The following is an 18,375-nucleotide window of genomic DNA, read 5'->3' as shown; positions in this document are numbered from 1 at the left end:
CGGTATTGACTGTGAGGAGGTGTGCGATGAGTTGTTCACTGGGAATTTCCACTGGATCTTCCGGTGTCTATTCAGCACTCGTCGACACCGATACCAGCACAAACGCGCCAGGCGCCGTGCCTGCCGAGACTCGCTTCGTCTCGGCGGATCAGGCCAATTCCAACGTCGGTGACCTCGTCAGAGCATCCATCAAGCTGATGACGACGCAGGTAACGGACGGATCTGAAGCGCCGCGCTCGATCGGTGTCAGCTATCGCACCGACGACCAGCTCGCGAGCATCAAGTCATCTCTCTCGCGCTCGCCGAAGCAGGTCCGTGCCATCCCTGAACCTGCCGCAGTACACGCGTATCTCGCCGAGACCGGGAAAACCGAGCGGTACGACACGACAGCTCAGGTCGACGTCGGCGATCAGGGTCTGACGGTGTCCGTCGTCGACCACACCGGTGAAGTTCTGCATTCCGACCGCATCGACGCCCTCGCGGGGGCCGGAATCGACCGGGCATTGGTCGACTTCGTGACCGAGAAGGCGCCAGGGCACCTGCGCCGGTACACCGACGCGGAACTTCTTTCCGCCCGGTGCCACGTCGCGAAGGAGCAACTGTCCACTGCCACCAAGGTGACCATCGACCTTCCCGTCGACGCCATGGCAATCACGCGCGACGAGTTCGAAGCCATCATCGCCCCGGATATCGAGCGCGCCGTCACCTTCATCCGTGAAGTCGTGAACGGCTCACCGCGGCCCGTCGGCGCCGTTGTGCTCATCGGCGGTGGCGCACACATTCCGGCCGTGCGGTCCGCCGTCGCCGCTGCCGTCGACCTCCCACTGGTCGAGATCGTCGAGCCCGAGACTGCGGCAACCAAAGGTGCTGCACTCCTGGCAGATTCGATCACCGCAATTCGTTTCCCCCTGCTGGGCTCCGGAAGTGACCAGCGCTCCGGATCCACCGCCAAGGTCTCGGGCGCTTTGATCGGTGCGCTCGTGGTCGGCGGACTGGTACTCGGCTACGGCGCAAAGGAATTGGTGCCGACCGACGACACCGCGGTCTCGCCTGTCGGAACCGGTTCGACCACGACGACGGTGAGCCCCGAAGCGACGACGAGCACCGGATCGACGATCATCCCCTCGCATGATCCTCTGCCTTCGGTAGCAGGCAGCACGTTCCCGCAGTACGGCTATCCCACAACGCCGTTCGACTCGCAGCCCTACGACACGCACTCGTACACAACACATCAGTACACACTTCCGCCTGCGCCGATCCCGGACACCGAGACGACAACTACGCCGCCGACGACCACACCAACCTCACCGGGTTGGCCGACCATCCCGGGAGTCACACTGCCCGATCCACCGGCGTGGTGGCCGACGCTCCCGGACACCGAGGCGACGCCTCCGGTCGATCCGACCGAGGCGAACCCCGGCGGCGGTATCGGCCCGGGCGAAAGTGGCGGAGAAAACCCGACGACGCCGGAAAACCCTGGAAGCGGTTCCACCGAAACCGAAATCACGGCCCCCGGCGGTGGTGATCCGACGACTAAGCCCGGTGAACCGAATACCTCGATGCCCGAAACCGGTCCCGCGACCACACCGGATCGGGAACCGGTCCCAGTCGGTTGATTCTCGGTCGGTCGATTCTCAGCGCATCAACTGGCTGATCGAGACCGACAGCCCCGGGTCCGTGGCGACACTCAATTCCGAAGGGCCTGCGCCGTTTCCGATCAGGTGGGCGGCCAGCGAAGCGATCATCACGCCGTTGTCCGTGCAGAGTCGAGGTTTCGGAATGCGCAACGTGATGCCGGCTTCGGCGCAGCGCTGCTCGGCGAGTGAGCGAATACGTGAATTGGCCGTGGCGCCGCCGCCGAGGACCAAGGTGTCGACCCCGACGTCCTTGGCTGCACGCACTGCCTTCATCGTCAGGACGTCGGCAACGGCTTCTTGGAACGAGGCGGCGATGTCCGGAATCGAAAAGGTCTCGCCTGCGCGCTCTTTCGATTCGACGTAGCGGGCGACGGACGTCTTGAGTCCTGAGAACGAGAAGTCGTGCCGCGAATCGCGCGGCCCCGTCATGCCGCGAGGGAAGGCGATTGCGTTCCGATCTCCCTCTTGCGCAGCAGCGTCGAGTGCCGGTCCGCCGGGAAAGCCGAGTCCGAGCAGTCTGGCCACCTTGTCGAAGGCCTCGCCGGCGGCGTCGTCGACAGTCGTTCCCAGCTCGACGATGGGCTTGCCCAGATCTTCGACGTGAAGCAGGTGCGTGTGACCACCGGAGACCAGCAATGCGACGCACGAGGGCAACGGGCCGTGTTCGAGAGTGTCCACCGAGACGTGACCACCGAGATGATTGACCGCATAGAACGGGATGTTCCATGCTGCCGCATAGGCTTTCGCTGCGGCGACACCGACCAGCAGCGCGCCGGCCAGGCCGGGTCCGATGGTGACGGCGAGTGCGTCGGGCTTCTCGATACCGGCGGCCGCAAGAGCGCGGCGCATCGTCGGTACTATCGCCTCGAGGTGAGCCCGTGAGGCCACTTCGGGAACGACTCCCCCGTATCGGGCGTGCTGATCCACGCTCGATGCCACCTCGTCGGCCAACAGGTCGCAGGTTCCGTCACCGTTCCAGCGAACGATGCCGACACCTGTTTCGTCGCAAGAGCTTTCGACACCCATGACGATCATGCTTGCTGCTCCTCAATTTCGCGGACACCGAGCACGGCAGGCCGTCTCATCGTGTACGCATCTGCCCCACTGGGCTGGTAGTACTTCTTTCGCGTTCCGACGATCTCGAATCCTTCGCGTCGGTACAGCGCGATGGCAGGCTCGTTGTCGGTGCGCACTTCCAGGAACACCGGGCACTGCCGTGAATCCGCCAGGGCCAGAAGCGCATCGAGCAACGCGCCGCCGATTCCCAGTCGCTGAGTCGAGGGATCCGTACCGATGGTGTGAACCTCGGCCTCCATGTTCGGCGACGCCCCCAACAAGGCAACTCCGGCGTATCCGAGGACGTGACCGTCTGGTTCTCTGGCAACGAAGTAATGATTATGTGCGCCGGCAAGTTCCGAAACGAATGCTTGCGCGCTCCAGGGACCGTCGCCCGCGAACAACGCGCGTTCCAACTCCGCGCACCGTTCGGCGTCATCGACGTTCATCGGCTCGATGCTGTACTTCATCTGCTCTGTCTCACTTGCCACGTTCTGCGAGGGTCTTCGCGTCCGGGCGTCGGAGGTACAGCGGCTCCAGCGGGGCCGGAACCGAGCCGGCCATAATCTCGCGAGCAGCGACTGTCACCAACCCGGCCGGTGACGGTGTTTCCGCCGGGTCGACGGGCAGATCGAAGAAGTCCACGTGCGAAGCGGATCCGGCAATCAGCGTCGAAGGCGAAGGATCAACGTCGCCGGCGGAATTCACAGCCGGTCCTTCGACGCGCACCCCTCCGGCATAGCGCGCCCAGTAGATCTCGCGACGCCTCGCGTCAGTCACGACGAGCAGGCTCTGTGTGGTCGGTACCGCAGCCGCGATGGCGTCGAGACTGCAGACGCCGTACACGGGAACACCGAGGGCATCACCGAAGGCAGCGCCTGTCGCCATGCCGACGCGCAGTCCGGTGTACGGCCCCGGCCCGACACCCACGACAACGGCGTTCAACTCTGCCGGAGTGACCCCTGCCTCGGCGAGGCATTCGAGGACGTGAGGGGTCAAGACCTCGGCGTGCGCACGAGGATTGACCGTGACACGCACGGCAAGCGTCTCCACTGTGTCCGGAGACACTGCGTCCGATGACTCGGTGTCCGGTGACGGAGCCGACAGGGAGACGACTCCGGCAGTGACCGCCGGAGTGGAGGTGTCAATTGCGAGAACAAGCACGATTTCTCAGGGTACCCGCACGTGAAGAACTACTTCCGGCCCGGGAGGGTCACGACGTCTGGAACATCAAACGCCGTTTCACGACGTCCAGATCCAGCTGGCCGTCCGCACATCAGATTCAGGTTCCCGATGAAGCTGCACTCGCAAGTGTCGTTCGACGAGCCTTTCCACGACGTCACCACCCCATTCCACCACCACCACTGCATCGGTGAGGTCGGTGTCGAGGTCGAGGGCATCGAGTTCATCGAGCGCGTGCGGTCCGCTGTCACCCAGCCGGTATGCGTCGACGTGAATCATGCCGACAGGAACTCCGCCGCCGGGGCGGGTACCTGGACGATGCTCGCGAGCGATGACAAACGTCGGGGACGTCACCCGGCCCTGCACCCCGAGACCGGCTCCGATTCCGCGAGTCAACGCGGTCTTGCCTGCCCCGAGTGGCCCGTCCAGCACCACCAGGTCGCCGGCAACAAGTCCCGCCGCCAAGCGTCGGCCGAAAGCCTCGGTATCTTCGGCCGTTTCCAACGTGATCTGTCCGGACACGGGAAGTCCAGTGGAGTTCTCAGCCGACATCGGACCGCTCTTCTACCTGCGCTCGCTGCACGAGCTTGTCGATCGCGTCCGTCACGATCGCCGGGAACTCGAGCTGCACCAGATGGCCTGCCCCGTGAACTCTCACGAGTTCGGATTCGGGGAGATCGGCAGCGAGACGCTTCGAGCTGATGAACGGAATCATCATGTCTTGATCGCCGCAGATCACGACTGCCGGTGTGTTCGCGAGGACCTCGAGGGAAGCGGACTCGTCGTGCAGTTCCAACGTCCGCAAGAAATTGACGATGGTCACGACCGAGGTCCGGTCGAGCATGCCGTCCGACAGTTCATGCAACCGCGGGCTGACATCGGTGCCGTACGAGGCCGCACGCAGGATCGGCGTGATCAGTACTCGCGCAGCGCCGCGGGCATGCTGAACCACTCCTGGCGAGGTGCGCACTGCCAACCGGAACCCGTCGATGATCGGATTCTGCAGATTACGGGTCAGACCGGTCTCGGCCAGCCCGGCCGCCGTCGTCGCGACCAGCCCGACGCCGATGACTCGTCCCTCGAACCATTCGGGTCGCTGACCGGCGAGCGCGAGCACCGTCATGCCACCCATCGAGTGGCCGACGAGAACTATCGGTCCCTTGGGCACTTTGGCCTCGACGACAGTCGCGAGGTCGCGGCCCAGCTGCGAGACCGTACAACTCTTCGAACGCGGCATGCCCGAATCTCCGTGTCCGCGCTGGTCGTAGAACACCATTCGAACCGTGTTGCCCCATCGCTCTTCGAGCTGGCGGCGCTGGAAATGCCAGGACAGCGCACTCAGGCAGTACCCGTGCACGAAAACGACTGTCAGCGGAGCGTCATCCGGCCCCACTTCGCGAACTGCGAGCTCGACACCGTCCTCGGTGCGCACCGTGCTCTTGCGGTCGCGCGTCATGAGGTCGAAGTCCTCGTCCGCGTAGATTTCCCGGCCCGGACGCGTCGCGGTCTTGAATGCATTCACGCCGGCCATCGAGCCGAGCGCCACAGCGCTGAGCAGGCCACCGAGAATGCTCATCTTTCCTGCAGTCTTCATGACGTCCCTCCCCCGATGTACGTACGCACAGTGCGTCCACGTATTCCGGTCACGACCTCGTAGTGAATCGTGTCGAGTACGTCGGCCCAGGCCTGCGCGTTGGGTTCGCCCTGATCGCCGTTGCCGAAGAAGATCGCGGTGTCACCTTCGCGAACTCCGTCGCCGTCCGGCCCCAGGTCCACCAATACCTGGTCCATGCAGATCCGCCCGACGGCCTGGCGACGCTTACCGCCCAACTGCACTTCGAACTTGCCGCTGAGTGAACGAGACAGACCGTCGGCGTAGCCGACGGGAAGCAGCGCAAGAGTGGTGTCGTGCGGTGCGACCCACTGATGCCCGTAGGAGACGCCCTCTCCGGCGGCCACCTTCTTCACCAGAATCACCTTCGCTCGCAGCGTCATCGCCGGTCGTAAACCGAAATCTCCGAGTTCGGGCACCGGAGACAATCCATATATCGCAATTCCGGGCCGAACCATGTCAAATTGCAGGTCAGGACGGGTGACTGTCGCGGCGGAGTTGGAAAGATGAACCACTTCGGGTTCGAATCCGCGAGCGCGGACGTCGGCAACCGCGTCGATCAAACGCTGCTTCTGCATGTCGATGACGTCGTGATGCGGTTCGTCCGAGTGCGCAAGATGGGAGAACACTCCGCGCAGCCTGATCGTGCCCTCGTCCCGGGCAGTTGCGAGGTCGTCGAGCATCTTCGGCCACTCGGTTCTCGATACGCCGTTGCGATTGAGACCGGTGTCCACCTTGAGCGTCACCGTCGCTGGTTGTCCCAGAACCCGTGCCGCGTCGACGACAGCAGCCAGGTGTCGCGGCGAGGACACGCCGATCTCGACATCGGATCGGATCGCCGAGGAGAAATCGGCGTCGACGCCATGCAGCCAGGCCAGGACAGGAGCGGTGATGCCTGCCTCGCGAAGAACCAATGCCTCCGCGATGGTGGTGACGCCGAGTTCCCGGGCTCCGGCCGAGAGCGCCGTCCGCGCCACCGCAACTGCGCCGTGGTTGTATCCGTCCGCCTTGATGACCGCCATCAACGCGGCCTCCCCGGCAAATTCACGCAGAACACGCACGTTGTGCGCGATCGCGTCCAGATCGACGACTGCCTCCGTCTGCGGCCCTACTGCGTCTTCGAGTCGGCTCGCCTTCCCCTCGGCAGGCTCCTTCGGTGCTCTTCCCTGGGCAAGCGTCATGGCGACAATCCTGCCACCCACGCAGAATCGGACACGTGTTCGGGTTTGAACACCCTCAATCAAGGGCAAAAGAGCGAAGCACCCGCACCGACTCGCGCAGACCTCCCAGCAGGGGCGAAGCCGAAATCGGTGCTCCGGCGACATCGCTCTGATCGCCGGCAGCGGCGATATTCGCAGCCAACGCGTGAGCCCGCGCCCCGACGGCCCCGGCTTCGAGAGGGCTCAGTCCCGCCGCCAGCAACGCGCCGATCACACCGGAGAGGATGTCGCCCGAGCCTGCGGTCGACGCCCAGGAGCCGCCGGCGTCGTTGACCAGGACCTCACCGCCGGGATCCGAGATCACCGTCGTGCGGCCCTTCAGCAGAACCGTGACTCCGAGGCGCTCGGCGAGAGCACGTGTGGACGCGATTCTGTCGTCGCCCAGGGGTGTGAATCGTGCGAACTCGCCGGCGTGGGGCGTCAACAATGTCGGCGCGGTGCGGGCTGCGACAAGTTCGGGACGCTGAGCGAGGAGGGTGAGTCCGTCCGCATCGACGACAACGGGTACATCAGTAGCCAGCACCGACGCCAGAAGCCGCGCGGCGTCGTCGTCGGTACCCATGCCGGGGCCGACCACCCAGGCCTGAACCCGCCCCGCGGCGTGGAACGTCTCACTGGCAATCACTTCCGGGAACCGGGCGAGCACCTCGGCGGAGCCGTGCCCGGCGTAGCGGACCAGGCCGGAAGTGGCGGTCACCGCGGCGCCGGTACAGAGCACGCCCGCGCCGGGATACTGCTCACTTCCCGCAACGATGCCCACCACACCCTGCGAATACTTGTCGTCCCCCGGACCGGGCACCGGCCACAGCGCACCGACCTCCGCCGGATCGAGTGAACCGAACGCCGGTTCGTCGACGTTCAATCCGATGTCCACGAGTTCGACACGACCACACAGCGGAGCCGCGAGTACGTGTACGGGCTTGAGCGCGCCGAATGTGACCGTCACGTCAGCGGTCACCGACGGGCCGTCCACCGAGCCGGTGTTCGCGTCGACGCCGCTCGGAAGATCGACCGCCACGATCGGTGCATCCAGTTGGCCGACGAGTTCAGCCGCGTCAGGTCGCAGACCGCCGTGTCCGGAAATCCCGACGATGCCGTCGATCACCAGATCCGGGGACCCGACGTCGGCAGCGATTCGGCCACCGGCCTTCAAGAGAGCGTCGGTGCCCGCCCGATGAGCGCGCGCCGGATCGAGCAACACGGCCCGCACGCTCACACCTCGTTTGCGGAGCAACGCACCCGCCCACAGGGCATCACCGCCGTTGTCGCCGGTACCGACCAGAAGCGTCACCGACCGATGCGCGACCGATCCTGTACGGGAACGTAATTCGTCCGCGACGACTCGCGCAAGGCCGTAGGCCGCTCGACGCATCAGCACCCCGTCGGGCAGCTTGTCGAGCAGCGACGCCTCCGCTGCTCGCACCTGATCGGCTGTGTAGTACCCACGCATGTCGGAACCCTTCAGTTGCCGTCGCTACCCTCGGAACCATGAAATCACGTCTTCGCCCGGCAATCGCGGGACTCGTCCTCGCCCTCGGTCTGGTCGGGTGCAGTTCCAGCACAGACACCACACCATCTGCGGCCGAAACGACGGCGAGCGGACCCGTGGTGACCATCTCCGGGATGGCGTACTCACCCGCTTCCCTCACCGTGAACGTCGGCGACACCGTCACCTGGGTATTCGACGACAACGGAATGGCCCACGACGTCAACGGCCTCGGCGACGCGAAGGGCAAACTCCGCAGTCCGCTCAAGAAATCGGGAACCTACACCTACACGTTCACCGAACCCGGAACTTACGACTACACCTGCACACCGCATCCCGAGATGCGCGGAACCGTCGTCGTTCAAGCGCCGTAACGCACTCGGGCCCCGCAGTCTTTAGACTGCGGGGCCCGAGTTGTCTTGCGAAAGCTATTCGACCGTAACCGATTTCGCCAGGTTACGCGGCTTGTCGACGTCGTAGCCGCGTGCGGCTGCAACCTCGGCCGCAAAGATCTGCAACGGAACCGTGGACAGCAACGGCTGCAGCAGGGTCGGGGACGCCGGAATCTCGATCAGGTGATCCGCGTGCGCCGCGGCGACGGTGTCGCCTTCCTCCGCGATGACGATCGTCGTCGCACCGCGCGCTTTGATCTCCTGAATGTTGGACACCAACTTCGAGTGCAGGACAGCGCGGCCCTGCGGCGACGGCATGACGATGATGACCGGAAGGTCCTCCTCGATCAAGGCGATCGGGCCGTGCTTGAGCTCACCGGCGGCAAAGCCCTCGGCGTGCATGTACGCAAGCTCCTTGAGCTTGAGCGCACCCTCGAGCGCCACCGGGTAGCCGACGTGGCGACCCAGAAACAGCACGGTCGACGCGTGCGCGAACTGGCGTGCCAACGCGCGCACCGGTTCTGCGGTCTCGAGTACCTTGCTGACCAAAGCGGGCATCGCTTCGAGGTCGGCATACTCGCGGGCAACCTCGTCCGGATATTTGGTGCCGCGCGCCTGCGCCAAAGCCAAACCGACGAGGTAGTTCGCGGTCACCTGCGCAAGGAACGCCTTGGTGGACGCGACCGCGATTTCCGGTCCTGCCCGGGTGTAGAGGACGGCGTCGGCCTCGCGAGGGATCTGCGCACCGTTGGTGTTGCAGATCGCGAGGACCCGCGCCTTCTGATCCTTGGCATGCTTGACAGCTTCGAGTGTGTCGGCCGTCTCCCCCGACTGCGAGATCGCTACGACGAGCGTCGAACGATCGAGAACCGGGTCGCGGTAACGGAATTCGCTGGCGAGTTCGACCTCGACAGGTAGACGCGTCCAATGCTCGATCGCGTACTTCGCCAACAGGCCGGAATGGTAAGCACTACCGCAGGCGACGACGAACACCTTGTCGACGTCGCGCAGCTCCTGGTCCGACAACCGCTGCTCGTCGAGGACGATCTTCCCGTTCTCGAAGTGTCCGAGGAGAGTGTCGGCAACCGCAGTCGGCTGCTCTTCGATCTCCTTGAGCATGAAGTAGTCGTGACCACCCTTTTCGGCGGCCGCGAGATCCCAGTCGATGCGGAACGGGCGTCCTTCTGCCTCGTTGCCCGCGAAGTCCGAGATCCGGTAGCTGTCGGCAGTGATCACCACTGCCTGATCCTGTCCGAGTTCGACCGCATCGCGCGTGTGCTCGATGAACGCGGCGACGTCGGAGCCGAGGAACATCTCGCCCTCACCGACACCGACGACGAGCGGCGTCGAGCGACGGGCGGCGACGATCGTGTCCGCGTGGTCGGCGTGCGTGAAGACGAGTGTGAACGCACCTTCCAACCGGCGAACCACCGACAGGGCACTCTCGATGAAGTCGCCTGCCGTCGGCCCCTGCGCGTACGCCCGGGCTACCAGGTGGACTGCCACCTCGGAATCCGTGTCGCTCTGGAGCTCGACGCCTGCAGCCTCGAGCTCCGCTCGCAGCGGGGCGAAGTTCTCGATGATTCCGTTGTGAACGACAGCCAGCTTGCCCGACGCATCACGATGCGGGTGTGCATTGCGATCCGTCGGACGCCCGTGCGTCGCCCACCGGGTATGGCCCATACCGGACGTACCGACGAAGTGATCCGCGCCGTACTCGCCGAGCTCCGCCTCGAGGTTGGCCAACTTACCGGCCTTACGCTCGATCTCGACCCCACCGGTTCCGTCGAGAATCGCGATTCCCGACGAGTCGTAGCCGCGATACTCCATTCGCCGTAAAGCCTCCACCACAACGCCCAGAGCTGGGCGGTGGCCGACGTATCCCACGATTCCGCACATGGTGACTCAGGGTACTTGGACATCGGCAGTGGGCGCATTTTGCGGTTCCCGCACCTGGTTGCAGTGTCCGCTCCGCATACACGAGGCGGCTCATCGGATAACGTCTTCAACCGTGGCACCGAAACTGAAGACACTGACCCGTGAGCTGTCCAAGCGCGGCCCGCATCGAGTTCTCCGCGGCAACCTCGCCCTGGCCGGACAGCCGGGTGTCGTGTACACGCCGGAAACCGGTTTCAATCTCCCCGCCGTTGCGTTCGCGCACGGGTGGATGGTCGGGTCCCACAAGTACGAGCAGACACTCCAGCACCTCGCTTCCTGGGGAATCGTCGCAGCGGCGCCCGACAGCGAACGCGGTCCGGTCCCGTCACATCTCGGATTGGCGGCAGATCTTCGGGCCACTCTCGACATCTGCGTCGGCGTACGCCTCGGCCCCGGCCAGATCAGCGTCCAACCCGATCGGGTCGCCTTTGCCGGTCACGGCATGGGCGCGGGCGCGGCAGTGCTGGCGGCAGCTCAACGTGGGGATGTCGGTGCGGTGGCCGCGCTGTTCCCAGCCCCGACGGCACCCAAGGCGGAGAACTACGCGTCGAAGATCACAGCGCCCGGATTGATCCTCGCCGGCGAAGACGACGTCGATTCCATGACCAGCAATGCCCGCCCCCTGAGCGTGGAGTGGGGCGGACCCGTCGTGGCACGTACCGTGAACGACGGTCAGGACGCCGGACTTATCGAGGGCCGACGACTCCTCGGCGCTCTGGGTCTCGGTGGGTCCGAGCGTAAGACACAGGCCGCCACACGGTGCCTGCTCACGGGCTTCCTGTTGTTCCATCTGACCGGAGACAAGAAGTACAAGGACTTCGCTGATCCCGACGTCGAGATTCCTCACACGTCACCGTTGCTCCCTGTCGAACCTCACTCCGACGCGCGGGCCAGCCAGCTGTTGCGTAAGTAGGGGTCCGGGCTCGCCCCCGTCTTCGGCGGCGGGCTCGGCTCAGTCGGCGTCGGCTCGGACGCGGACCGCAGGTACGGGCCGACTCCGACGGAGCTGTCAGGATCGCTGTCAGCGGTGTCGTTCGCGGCAACTTCGGTATCGAATCGCAGCGACGGTGGGCTCCGACGCGCTTCCTCGGTCGCCGCGACTGCTCTGCGCTCACGGAAGTCGTCGAGTTGAGCATCGAGGGTTCGCCGGATCGCTTCGAACGGCGCGTGTACGGACTTCACAGCGGACCAGCGCCGGCCAACTCGGCACCCGTCTCGTCGGCGGGGACGGCAGACGACTCCTCGGGAACTGCAACAGTCGGCTCCGCGTCTGGCTCCATCTCCGGACCCGGCAATACCTCTGCGGCGGAAACCTCAGTGGTGGATACCTCGGTGGTGGTTTCAACCGGCAGCTCGGGCTGAAGTACCTCCGACTGGGGCGGTTCCTGCAGCGTTTCCTGATCGGCGTCGAACACTATTCGCGGCCAACCATTTTCGTCCAACTCCACGCTGACCGACGCAGCGCTCCCGTCAGCGCCGGTGACCTCGAGACTCACCCCGCGACCGTCGGGAGTAATCGAGAAGCCCCACACGCTGCCGCCGATCGAAAACGAGAACGGCGAAGCCGCGGCACCGGAAGCGCTCGGCTCCGCGACCGGCAAGCTTGACGGGAACGCATCTGTCAGCCACTGCGTCGCAACGTCGAAAGCATCACCTACTGCACTCGCGCACTGCGTACACGCCCTGTCGAATTCGTCGCGAGCGTCCAGATACACCGAACGAAAAACTGTCTCCAGCCATTGCTCCGCACCACAACCGCTGGAAGCGGCGCGGGTCAACTGCTCGATCTCCCCCACGCCCAGACCGCCGATCGTCGCCCGGTCGAGACTGGCCACCTTGAAAGCCTTGTCGGTCAGCGCCGTTCGAACAGTCCGCGCGAATTCGTCAGCCAGTGCGATCAACAGTGGCGCCGAATCTGCATCGGACCGAGCTTCTCGCCTCGCCCCGAAGACCTGATCTACGACCACATCCACTCCGGAAACATTCCACACCGCTGGAAGGTTCTCCGCCAGGACCGTCAGCATCGTGATCTCCGCGACCGAACCATCCACGGCCCCAGCCAAGTCCGACACATCTCGCGTCAGTGCCTCCAAATCGATGCCCACTTCAGCGCGATACGAATCCTCGTAGGACGTGAGCAGTCGTTCTTCGAAACCCAACTGAGTGGCCAGGTCGTGAAATCGACCGAAGAACTGCAGTCCTCTCGCGCCAGCATCCAGGATCTCGTCGGGATGCACGAGCGAATCACGCAGTGCAAGAATATCTTCGACGAATCCAAAGCCGTTCGTCACGGCGTGAGGCGTCACGCTGTTGGGGGTCACGAAGTCGACCCGCCGGAGCCGCGCAACCGCTGCGCGCCCGCACGGTCCACGTCGACGACCGCCTCGGTCGAGGAGGAAAGCCTGCGCCCCAGCATCTCGAGAAAATCGGCACGCCCGACCAAGCGAGAATTCACGACCGCCAATGCCGAAGCCAACGCGACTCCGTGCTCGGCATAGTCACGGCCCGAAACAGCACCGCCGAATCGCAAATGCCTGATCGGTTCCGCAGAAGCTCGCAGATCCTGAGCCGCCGACACCGCATGGCGTGCCAATTCATTTGTTCCAGCACGGTCGACGTCCACGAGCGACCCCCAAGTTTGAGCGGAACCACTCGCACGTCGAGCGGCCTATGACTCCTTGGACGCAGCGGGGCGCATTTACGTTCCCTCGAAAACGCGAACGCGTCTACGTTTTCTCGGCAACGCGAACTCGCGATGTGGGGCTACACCGAACCGACGATCTCGGCCAACTGGTCGGCCAACTTCTGCGCGAGCGGGAGTTCGGTTGCTTCAACCATGACGCGGACCAGTTGCTCTGTCCCCGACGGACGCAGGAGCACTCGACCACCGTCACCGAGAACGCGCTCGGCGTCCGCGACTGCCGCAAGTACCGACGGCGACGCTGCCACCGTCGCCTTGTCGCCGACCTTGACGTTGATCAGCACCTGCGGGAGGGTGGTCATCGTTGCGGCCAATGCGGATGCCGACTTGCGCGTACGAGCCATGCGTCCGAGCAAACGGAGACCGGTGAGAATTCCATCGCCTGTGGTACCGAACGCCGGCAACACGACATGGCCTGACTGTTCTCCACCGAGGCTGTACCCGCCCGCACGCAGTTCTTCCAAGACATAGCGGTCACCTACGGCCGCCGTCACGACGTTGATTCCGGCCTCCCGCATCGCGATGTGCAACCCGAGATTGCTCATGACGGTCGCGACGAGAGTGTTCTCGACCAATTCGCCGGCGTCATTCATCGCGATCGCCAGAACAGCCATGATCGCGTCGCCGTCGACCACCGCTCCGGTCTCGTCGACTGCCAGGCAGCGGTCCGCGTCGCCGTCGTGTGCGAGCCCTAGATCCGCCCCGTGATCGACCACGGCTTTCTGAAGATTCTCCAGGTGCGTCGATCCGCAACCATCGTTGATGTTGAGGCCGTCGGGATCGGCGCTGATCGCGATGACGCGAGCGCCCGCTGCGGCGTAGGCAGCCGGTGCGAGCGCGGAAGCGGCGCCGTTGGCGCAGTCGACGACAACGGTGAGCCCGGCAAGCGGCTCGCTCGCCGCGCTCGCCAGATGTGCCAGGTACAACTGAGAGGCGTCGTCGACGGTACGGACTCGGCCGATCCCGGCACCGGTCGGAAGTACAGGCGCTGCAGCGCCGTCGAGCGCATCCTCGATCGCCACCTCGACGGCGTCGTCCAGCTTGTGTCCACCGGCCGCGAAGATCTTGATTCCGTTGTCCGGCATGGGATTATGCGATGCCGAAATCATGACACCGAGACTGGCGTCGAGCTTTGCCGTCAAGTAGGCAACTGCCGGAGTCGGAAGAATACCCACGTCGAGCACGTCAACGCCTGCGGAACTCAACCCGGCCGTCACCGCAGCCTGAAGCATCTCACCGCTGGCGCGAGGATCGCGGCCGATCACGGCGGTCGGACGTGCATCCGAGGTGTCGGCTGTCAGTACGCTCGCCGTGGCCACTGCCAATCTCAATGCAAGATCTGCAGTCAGATCCGAATTGGCAAGTCCACGAACACCGTCAGTACCGAACAACCGACCCATAGAACGACTCCTGAATCCTGTGAACCTCGAGAATGGAACTCGAGAATGGAATTTCTCCGAGAAACACAAGAGCGAGCGTCCGGTAACGATGGACGCCCGCTCTCGTGGTGAACAGGTGCCGAAGCAGACCCGTTGGGTCAACCTCGGCAAAGCATCAGCGCTTGGAGTACTGCGATGCCTTACGGGCCTTCTTCAGGCCGTACTTCTTACGCTCGACCGCGCGGGCGTCACGCGTCAGGAAGCCTGCACGCTTGAGGGCCGGACGATCATCAGGGGTTACCTCGATGAGTGCGCGCGCGATAGCCAGACGCAGTGCGCCTGCCTGACCGGACGGGCCGCCACCGTGCAGCAGTGCAATGATGTCGAAAGACTCGGGACGCTCGACGAGCACCAGCGGAGCCTTGATCAGCTGCTGGTGAACCTTGTTGGGGAAGTAATCCTCCAACGTACGGCCGTTGAGCTTGAACTGACCGGTGCCGGGAGCCATCCGGACGCGAACGACAGCCTCCTTGCGGCGACCGACGGTCTGGACCGGGCGATCGAGGACGATCGGTGCGAGCGTAGCTGCAGCAACCTCTTCGACGACCTCGACTGCGTCAGCGGCGACAAGCTCTTCCACTGCTTCGATGTTCTCTTCGGACACGTTCTGCTCTTCCGGCGATGTCACTGTGCGACCTGCTTGATCTCGAACGGCACCGGCTGCTGCGCGGTGTGGGGGTGATTCGGGCCCGCGTAGACCTTGAGCTTGCTGCTCATTGCGCGGCCGAGCTTCGTCTTGGGGAGCATGCCGACAATGGCCTTCTCGACGAGACGATCGGGAGTCCTGTCGAGGACCTCACCGACAGTGCGGGACTTCAGGCCACCCGGGAATCCGGAGTGGTGGTAAACGTTCTTGCCCTGGAGCTTGTTGCCGCTGATGGCAACCTTCTCTGCGTTGATGATGACAACGAAGTCACCACCGTCGATGTGCGGCGCGTAGGTGGGCTTGTGCTTGCCACGCAGCAAGTTCGCTGCCTGAACGGCAAGACGGCCGAGCACCACGTCAGTGGCGTCGATGACGTGCCACGTGTGGGTCACATCTCCGGCCTTCGGGGTGTACGTAGACACAGATCTTCCTCGTCTTAATTCATTCCACTGCTGACCATGTGCGTATCGCGTAAACGATCCTCGGCGGCCAGTTGAGACCCGAGAACCGCCGGTCTCCACGCATTTCTGCCGGAGCCCTACGGCACGCCACCGATAGACGATACCGGTCTACCCGCTGCCAGGTCAAAGCACAGCCATCGCCGTCGACAACGCCCTCGTCCGAAACCAGGGGGTAAGCGATCGACATGCGCCTGCCCCGGCAACCTGACGGTACCGGGGCAGGCGGGGTGTCATCACGACATGAATGCTGTCAGCGACCGAACCCGTTTGCGGCGATCCGATCAGCTTCCTGCATCTTCTCCGAGCCGCTCGCCGTCGCTCCGGCGATCTGCGCGAGAACCATGTTCAGTTCTTCGGAAGCCTGGGCCCAGCGGCGCTGTGCGTCGTTCCACGCTTCGGAGCCTGCCCCTTCCCAGCCTGCTTGCAGCTTGTCTACGACAACCTTGATGTCGCCCTGCTTGTCGTTGATCGCTTTGGCCTGCTGTTTCATCTGGTCGGACAGCATTGCGAGGCCGCCGAAGTCGTACTTGATCCTGTCGGACATAACTGCTCCCGGTTCGGTGTGACTGGAGAGAAATTGTGAGAACTACTGGCTGAGGACTGCTTGATCGAACGGTGAAGCGCTCACGGTCAGGACATGTTCACCGTCGCGCCGCGAAGCGCGCTGACGTTGTCGTCTTCGGTCGAGTCGAAGGTTCCAGCAGCCTGTTTGATCTGCTCGCAGATGTCGGTCAGAGCAGTGTCCAACTTCAGCGCCGCGCTGTTGTATCGCTCCATGATTCCTGCGTATTCGACCTGTGCGGCGCCGTTCCACGAATTGTGCGAAGCGTCGGCCTCCGACCGAACAGCGTTGACCAGTCCCCTGATGTCACCGAGATGTCCGTCGATGGTCCCCGCCGAATCGATCAGTTCAGCGGTAGTTGCGGTAAAGCCCATGTCGTCCCCCTGGATTCGGTGAGTACCGTTCGGTATCGGCGATCACACACGACGGCTTGCCCGTCGAATGTGCACCGGGGTCCGAGCGGAACTCCCTGATGTGCGCTACACATACTTTGACGCGATCTCCGTGCCAACGGTTCCGGCCCGACCGAAGAATATTTTCAGAACCGACCGATCCGATCAGGGTTTGAATTCGAGTGACTGCCACATCCGCAGACAGTCCGCTTCGAGACTGTCCCACTCACCGACCAGATACTGGCAGCCGATACTCACTTGCCGACCGTTGCCGACGTACACGTGCCAACGCACCTCGGAGAAATCGTCCGGAAACTCGACGTACACCACTGCCTGTTTTCCTGCGGCATCGTCGATCACAGAAAACTCGCCGAACCGCAACGGGTCCTCGAACGCCGAAAACTGCTGACGCAAAGCAGCTTCGACGGAATCGAATCCCGCACCTTCCTCAAGACGTTTCTCGATGACCACGATCTTGCGATCCTCGCCGGAGCTGGGTATCAAATCGGTACGACCACTCGAAGTCCCTGGTGACAGAAGCTTCCAATCGGAAGGCAACTCTGCTGCAACGCTTCCCAGGTCCACACGCCTGAGTTCCGGCGTGGCATCGGGCTCGATCGACGGAATCGAAGTCTTCGGTGCGGGCTTCCCCTGATCTTTCGACGCCTCCGCGATCTCAACTTCGTCTTCCGCCGTAGCTGCGACCGACCCTGCCGACCGAGAATCGCTTCGATCGCGAGTGAACACCACAACCGTTGCCGCGACCACAGCGACGACGGCGACCATCGCAAGCGCCGCAGCGAACCATCGACGGCCTCCGTTCCTCCCGCCGACTCGACGCGGTGAGGAGGCAGTCGAGTCCATGGAAGTAATCGACATCGCGCCATCCGAATCGCCTACCCACCCGGCGCCAAAAGCCGAATTGTCGACGATTCGACCGGAACTGTCCCGCGCGGTTGTCTGGCGAACGAGCGTCTGAGGATCCACCAGAGACGACGCCACCCGACTCTCGTCCAGAATTCGAATGCTCGCGTGGCCGTGGACATTCGTCGAGCCACGTTCGAGCGAAGCCGCAACGGCATGGGAGCGCGGCCCGACCAGCACCACGGCGTCCCGAACCGACAAGTCCCCTATTGCGGAAAACAACCCCACAACGTCTGCGATCGCCGAACTTTGTGCCCCGTCGATTCGGAGTTCGCCGTCGACCTCACCGACAACAGAAGCGACCACCGTTCCGCCACGCAGTTCGAGGACGACGCACCGCGATCGCCAGGCTGTGTGAGCCGACCTCGCCGCCGCGACCGACGTCGGAACGAGGACGACGTCGTGCGCCACTCGCCGTGCGGCATCGAGCAATCGCCGCCTGCGTGGGGCACCCCAATCCGAGGGATGACTGAGATAGAGAATGTCTACATCGACGATTCCGCACCCGTCCATCGCCCTGGAAATCAGCCTGGCCAGCTCCAAAACCGTCGGGACAATCCGACCATCTACGTCGACATAGTCGTCGTCGACGAAATCGATCGCATTTTCACCGGTACCGGGACCCGACGCCGTTTCCCGTCTGAGGTCTGCACTGCAACAGAATTCGCGTTGACCCGATACCACCCAGATATTGGATGGACCCCAATGTAACGAGACTGACACCAAG

The 18,375-nt window shown here is 63.9% G+C and carries 20 protein-coding genes; 3 read left to right on the top strand and 17 right to left on the bottom strand.

Annotated features, from left to right (window positions below):
* The first annotated feature begins 26 nt into the window (after window positions 1–26).
* Window positions 27–1,616, top strand: a complete 1,590-nt coding sequence (locus tag V3587_RS15730) for an Hsp70 family protein (protein ID WP_166810881.1) — start codon at window positions 27–29, stop codon at window positions 1,614–1,616.
* Between the two features lie 18 nt (window positions 1,617–1,634).
* On the opposite strand, the gene tsaD is transcribed toward V3587_RS15730, so the two are convergent.
* The 7 genes from tsaD to V3587_RS15695 form a co-directional block, all read right to left on the bottom strand.
* Window positions 1,635–2,672: a tRNA (adenosine(37)-N6)-threonylcarbamoyltransferase complex transferase subunit TsaD gene (tsaD, locus tag V3587_RS15725; protein WP_200315738.1), complete on the bottom strand. Its 1,038-nt coding sequence runs from the start codon at window positions 2,670–2,672 to the stop codon at window positions 1,635–1,637.
* Window positions 2,669–3,163 (bottom strand): ribosomal protein S18-alanine N-acetyltransferase, encoded by a 495-nt coding sequence (gene rimI / locus V3587_RS15720; protein ID WP_124566599.1) that lies wholly within the window; start codon window positions 3,161–3,163, stop codon window positions 2,669–2,671. The genes tsaD and rimI overlap by 4 nt, the downstream gene beginning before the upstream one ends.
* 10 nt (window positions 3,164–3,173) lie before the next feature.
* Window positions 3,174–3,857, bottom strand: a complete 684-nt coding sequence (gene tsaB, locus V3587_RS15715; RefSeq protein WP_283376903.1) for a tRNA (adenosine(37)-N6)-threonylcarbamoyltransferase complex dimerization subunit type 1 TsaB — start codon at window positions 3,855–3,857, stop codon at window positions 3,174–3,176.
* A 78-nt stretch (window positions 3,858–3,935) separates the two neighbouring features.
* Window positions 3,936–4,427, bottom strand: coding sequence for a tRNA (adenosine(37)-N6)-threonylcarbamoyltransferase complex ATPase subunit type 1 TsaE (tsaE, locus tag V3587_RS15710; RefSeq protein WP_095968918.1), 492 nt, complete (start codon window positions 4,425–4,427; stop codon window positions 3,936–3,938).
* Complete coding sequence (locus V3587_RS15705; RefSeq protein WP_235171745.1) at window positions 4,417–5,469, bottom strand: alpha/beta fold hydrolase; 1,053 nt, start codon at window positions 5,467–5,469, stop codon at window positions 4,417–4,419. The genes tsaE and V3587_RS15705 overlap by 11 nt, the downstream gene beginning before the upstream one ends.
* Window positions 5,466–6,668 carry an alanine racemase gene (gene alr, locus V3587_RS15700; RefSeq protein ID WP_283376902.1) on the bottom strand — a complete coding sequence of 401 codons (1,203 nt, stop codon included), beginning with the start codon at window positions 6,666–6,668 and terminating at the stop codon, window positions 5,466–5,468. The genes V3587_RS15705 and alr overlap by 4 nt, the downstream gene beginning before the upstream one ends.
* Before the next feature lie 55 nt (window positions 6,669–6,723).
* The gene (locus V3587_RS15695; protein ID WP_283376901.1) at window positions 6,724–8,157 is read right to left on the bottom strand and encodes an NAD(P)H-hydrate dehydratase; all 1,434 of its coding nucleotides are present in this window, start codon (window positions 8,155–8,157) and stop codon (window positions 6,724–6,726) included.
* 38 nt (window positions 8,158–8,195) lie between these two features.
* Between V3587_RS15695 and V3587_RS15690 the strand changes: the two genes are divergently transcribed.
* Window positions 8,196–8,567 carry a plastocyanin/azurin family copper-binding protein gene (locus V3587_RS15690; RefSeq protein WP_095968914.1) on the top strand — a complete coding sequence of 124 codons (372 nt, stop codon included), beginning with the start codon at window positions 8,196–8,198 and terminating at the stop codon, window positions 8,565–8,567.
* A gap of 54 nt (window positions 8,568–8,621) precedes the next feature.
* Here V3587_RS15690 and glmS read toward each other — a convergent pair whose 3' ends face one another.
* Window positions 8,622–10,484, bottom strand: coding sequence for a glutamine--fructose-6-phosphate transaminase (isomerizing) (glmS, locus tag V3587_RS15685; RefSeq protein WP_003940837.1), 1,863 nt, complete (start codon window positions 10,482–10,484; stop codon window positions 8,622–8,624).
* 112 nt (window positions 10,485–10,596) lie between these two features.
* Here glmS and V3587_RS15680 point away from each other — a divergent pair, with 112 nt between their 5' ends.
* Window positions 10,597–11,436, top strand: a complete 840-nt coding sequence (locus V3587_RS15680; RefSeq protein ID WP_095968912.1) for a poly(ethylene terephthalate) hydrolase family protein — start codon at window positions 10,597–10,599, stop codon at window positions 11,434–11,436.
* Here the strand turns inward: V3587_RS15680 and V3587_RS15675 are convergent.
* The 9 genes from V3587_RS15675 to V3587_RS15635 all read right to left on the bottom strand — a co-directional run bounded on the left by V3587_RS15675 (window position 11,397) and on the right by V3587_RS15635 (window position 18,332).
* Window positions 11,397–11,705 carry a hypothetical protein gene (locus tag V3587_RS15675; protein WP_124566544.1) on the bottom strand — a complete coding sequence of 103 codons (309 nt, stop codon included), beginning with the start codon at window positions 11,703–11,705 and terminating at the stop codon, window positions 11,397–11,399. The two genes, V3587_RS15680 and V3587_RS15675, sit on opposite strands and share 40 nt — an antisense overlap.
* Window positions 11,702–12,844 (bottom strand): hypothetical protein, encoded by a 1,143-nt coding sequence (locus V3587_RS15670; RefSeq protein ID WP_283376900.1) that lies wholly within the window; start codon window positions 12,842–12,844, stop codon window positions 11,702–11,704. Before V3587_RS15670 ends, V3587_RS15675 begins: the two co-directional genes overlap by 4 nt.
* Window positions 12,841–13,146 carry a hypothetical protein gene (locus V3587_RS15665; RefSeq protein ID WP_283376899.1) on the bottom strand — a complete coding sequence of 102 codons (306 nt, stop codon included), beginning with the start codon at window positions 13,144–13,146 and terminating at the stop codon, window positions 12,841–12,843. The genes V3587_RS15670 and V3587_RS15665 overlap by 4 nt, the downstream gene beginning before the upstream one ends.
* 140 nt (window positions 13,147–13,286) lie before the next feature.
* Window positions 13,287–14,624 carry a phosphoglucosamine mutase gene (gene glmM / locus V3587_RS15660; RefSeq protein ID WP_283376898.1) on the bottom strand — a complete coding sequence of 446 codons (1,338 nt, stop codon included), beginning with the start codon at window positions 14,622–14,624 and terminating at the stop codon, window positions 13,287–13,289.
* 154 nt (window positions 14,625–14,778) lie between these two features.
* Window positions 14,779–15,291, bottom strand: coding sequence for a 30S ribosomal protein S9 (gene rpsI, locus V3587_RS15655; protein WP_095968908.1), 513 nt, complete (start codon window positions 15,289–15,291; stop codon window positions 14,779–14,781).
* A complete protein-coding gene (rplM, locus tag V3587_RS15650; RefSeq protein WP_003940842.1) occupies window positions 15,288–15,731 on the bottom strand; it encodes a 50S ribosomal protein L13 in 444 nt (147 codons plus the stop codon). Before rplM ends, rpsI begins: the two co-directional genes overlap by 4 nt.
* 289 nt (window positions 15,732–16,020) lie before the next feature.
* The gene (locus V3587_RS15645; protein WP_003940975.1) at window positions 16,021–16,314 is read right to left on the bottom strand and encodes a WXG100 family type VII secretion target; all 294 of its coding nucleotides are present in this window, start codon (window positions 16,312–16,314) and stop codon (window positions 16,021–16,023) included.
* 86 nt (window positions 16,315–16,400) lie between these two features.
* Window positions 16,401–16,706 carry a WXG100 family type VII secretion target gene (locus V3587_RS15640; RefSeq protein WP_095968907.1) on the bottom strand — a complete coding sequence of 102 codons (306 nt, stop codon included), beginning with the start codon at window positions 16,704–16,706 and terminating at the stop codon, window positions 16,401–16,403.
* A 183-nt stretch (window positions 16,707–16,889) separates the two neighbouring features.
* On the bottom strand, window positions 16,890–18,332 hold the full coding sequence (locus V3587_RS15635) for a type VII secretion-associated protein (RefSeq protein WP_283376897.1): 1,443 nt from the start codon (window positions 18,330–18,332) through the stop codon (window positions 16,890–16,892).
* Between the last annotated feature and the right edge of the window lie 43 nt (window positions 18,333–18,375).

This window comes from Rhodococcus sp. IEGM 1306 (genome assembly GCF_036541985.1).
Lineage (GTDB): Bacteria > Actinomycetota > Actinomycetes > Mycobacteriales > Mycobacteriaceae > Rhodococcus_F > Rhodococcus_F qingshengii.
This window is presented reverse-complemented; position numbering and strand designations above follow the sequence as displayed.

Coding starts and splice junctions, on each gene's coding strand:
- V3587_RS15730 (WP_166810881.1), top strand. CDS start 27: ATGAGTTGTTCACTGGGAATTTCCACTGGATCTTCCGGTGTCTATTCA.
- tsaD (WP_200315738.1), bottom strand. CDS start 2,672: ATGATCGTCATGGGTGTCGAAAGCTCTTGCGACGAAACAGGTGTCGGC.
- rimI (WP_124566599.1), bottom strand. CDS start 3,163: ATGAAGTACAGCATCGAGCCGATGAACGTCGATGACGCCGAACGGTGC.
- tsaE (WP_095968918.1), bottom strand. CDS start 4,427: ATGTCGGCTGAGAACTCCACTGGACTTCCCGTGTCCGGACAGATCACG.
- V3587_RS15705 (WP_235171745.1), bottom strand. CDS start 5,469: ATGAAGACTGCAGGAAAGATGAGCATTCTCGGTGGCCTGCTCAGCGCT.
- alr (WP_283376902.1), bottom strand. CDS start 6,668: ATGACGCTTGCCCAGGGAAGAGCACCGAAGGAGCCTGCCGAGGGGAAG.
- V3587_RS15695 (WP_283376901.1), bottom strand. CDS start 8,157: ATGCGTGGGTACTACACAGCCGATCAGGTGCGAGCAGCGGAGGCGTCG.
- V3587_RS15690 (WP_095968914.1), top strand. CDS start 8,196: ATGAAATCACGTCTTCGCCCGGCAATCGCGGGACTCGTCCTCGCCCTC.
- glmS (WP_003940837.1), bottom strand. CDS start 10,484: ATGTGCGGAATCGTGGGATACGTCGGCCACCGCCCAGCTCTGGGCGTT.
- glmM (WP_283376898.1), bottom strand. CDS start 14,624: ATGGGTCGGTTGTTCGGTACTGACGGTGTTCGTGGACTTGCCAATTCG.
- V3587_RS15645 (WP_003940975.1), bottom strand. CDS start 16,314: ATGTCCGACAGGATCAAGTACGACTTCGGCGGCCTCGCAATGCTGTCC.
- V3587_RS15640 (WP_095968907.1), bottom strand. CDS start 16,706: ATGGGCTTTACCGCAACTACCGCTGAACTGATCGATTCGGCGGGGACC.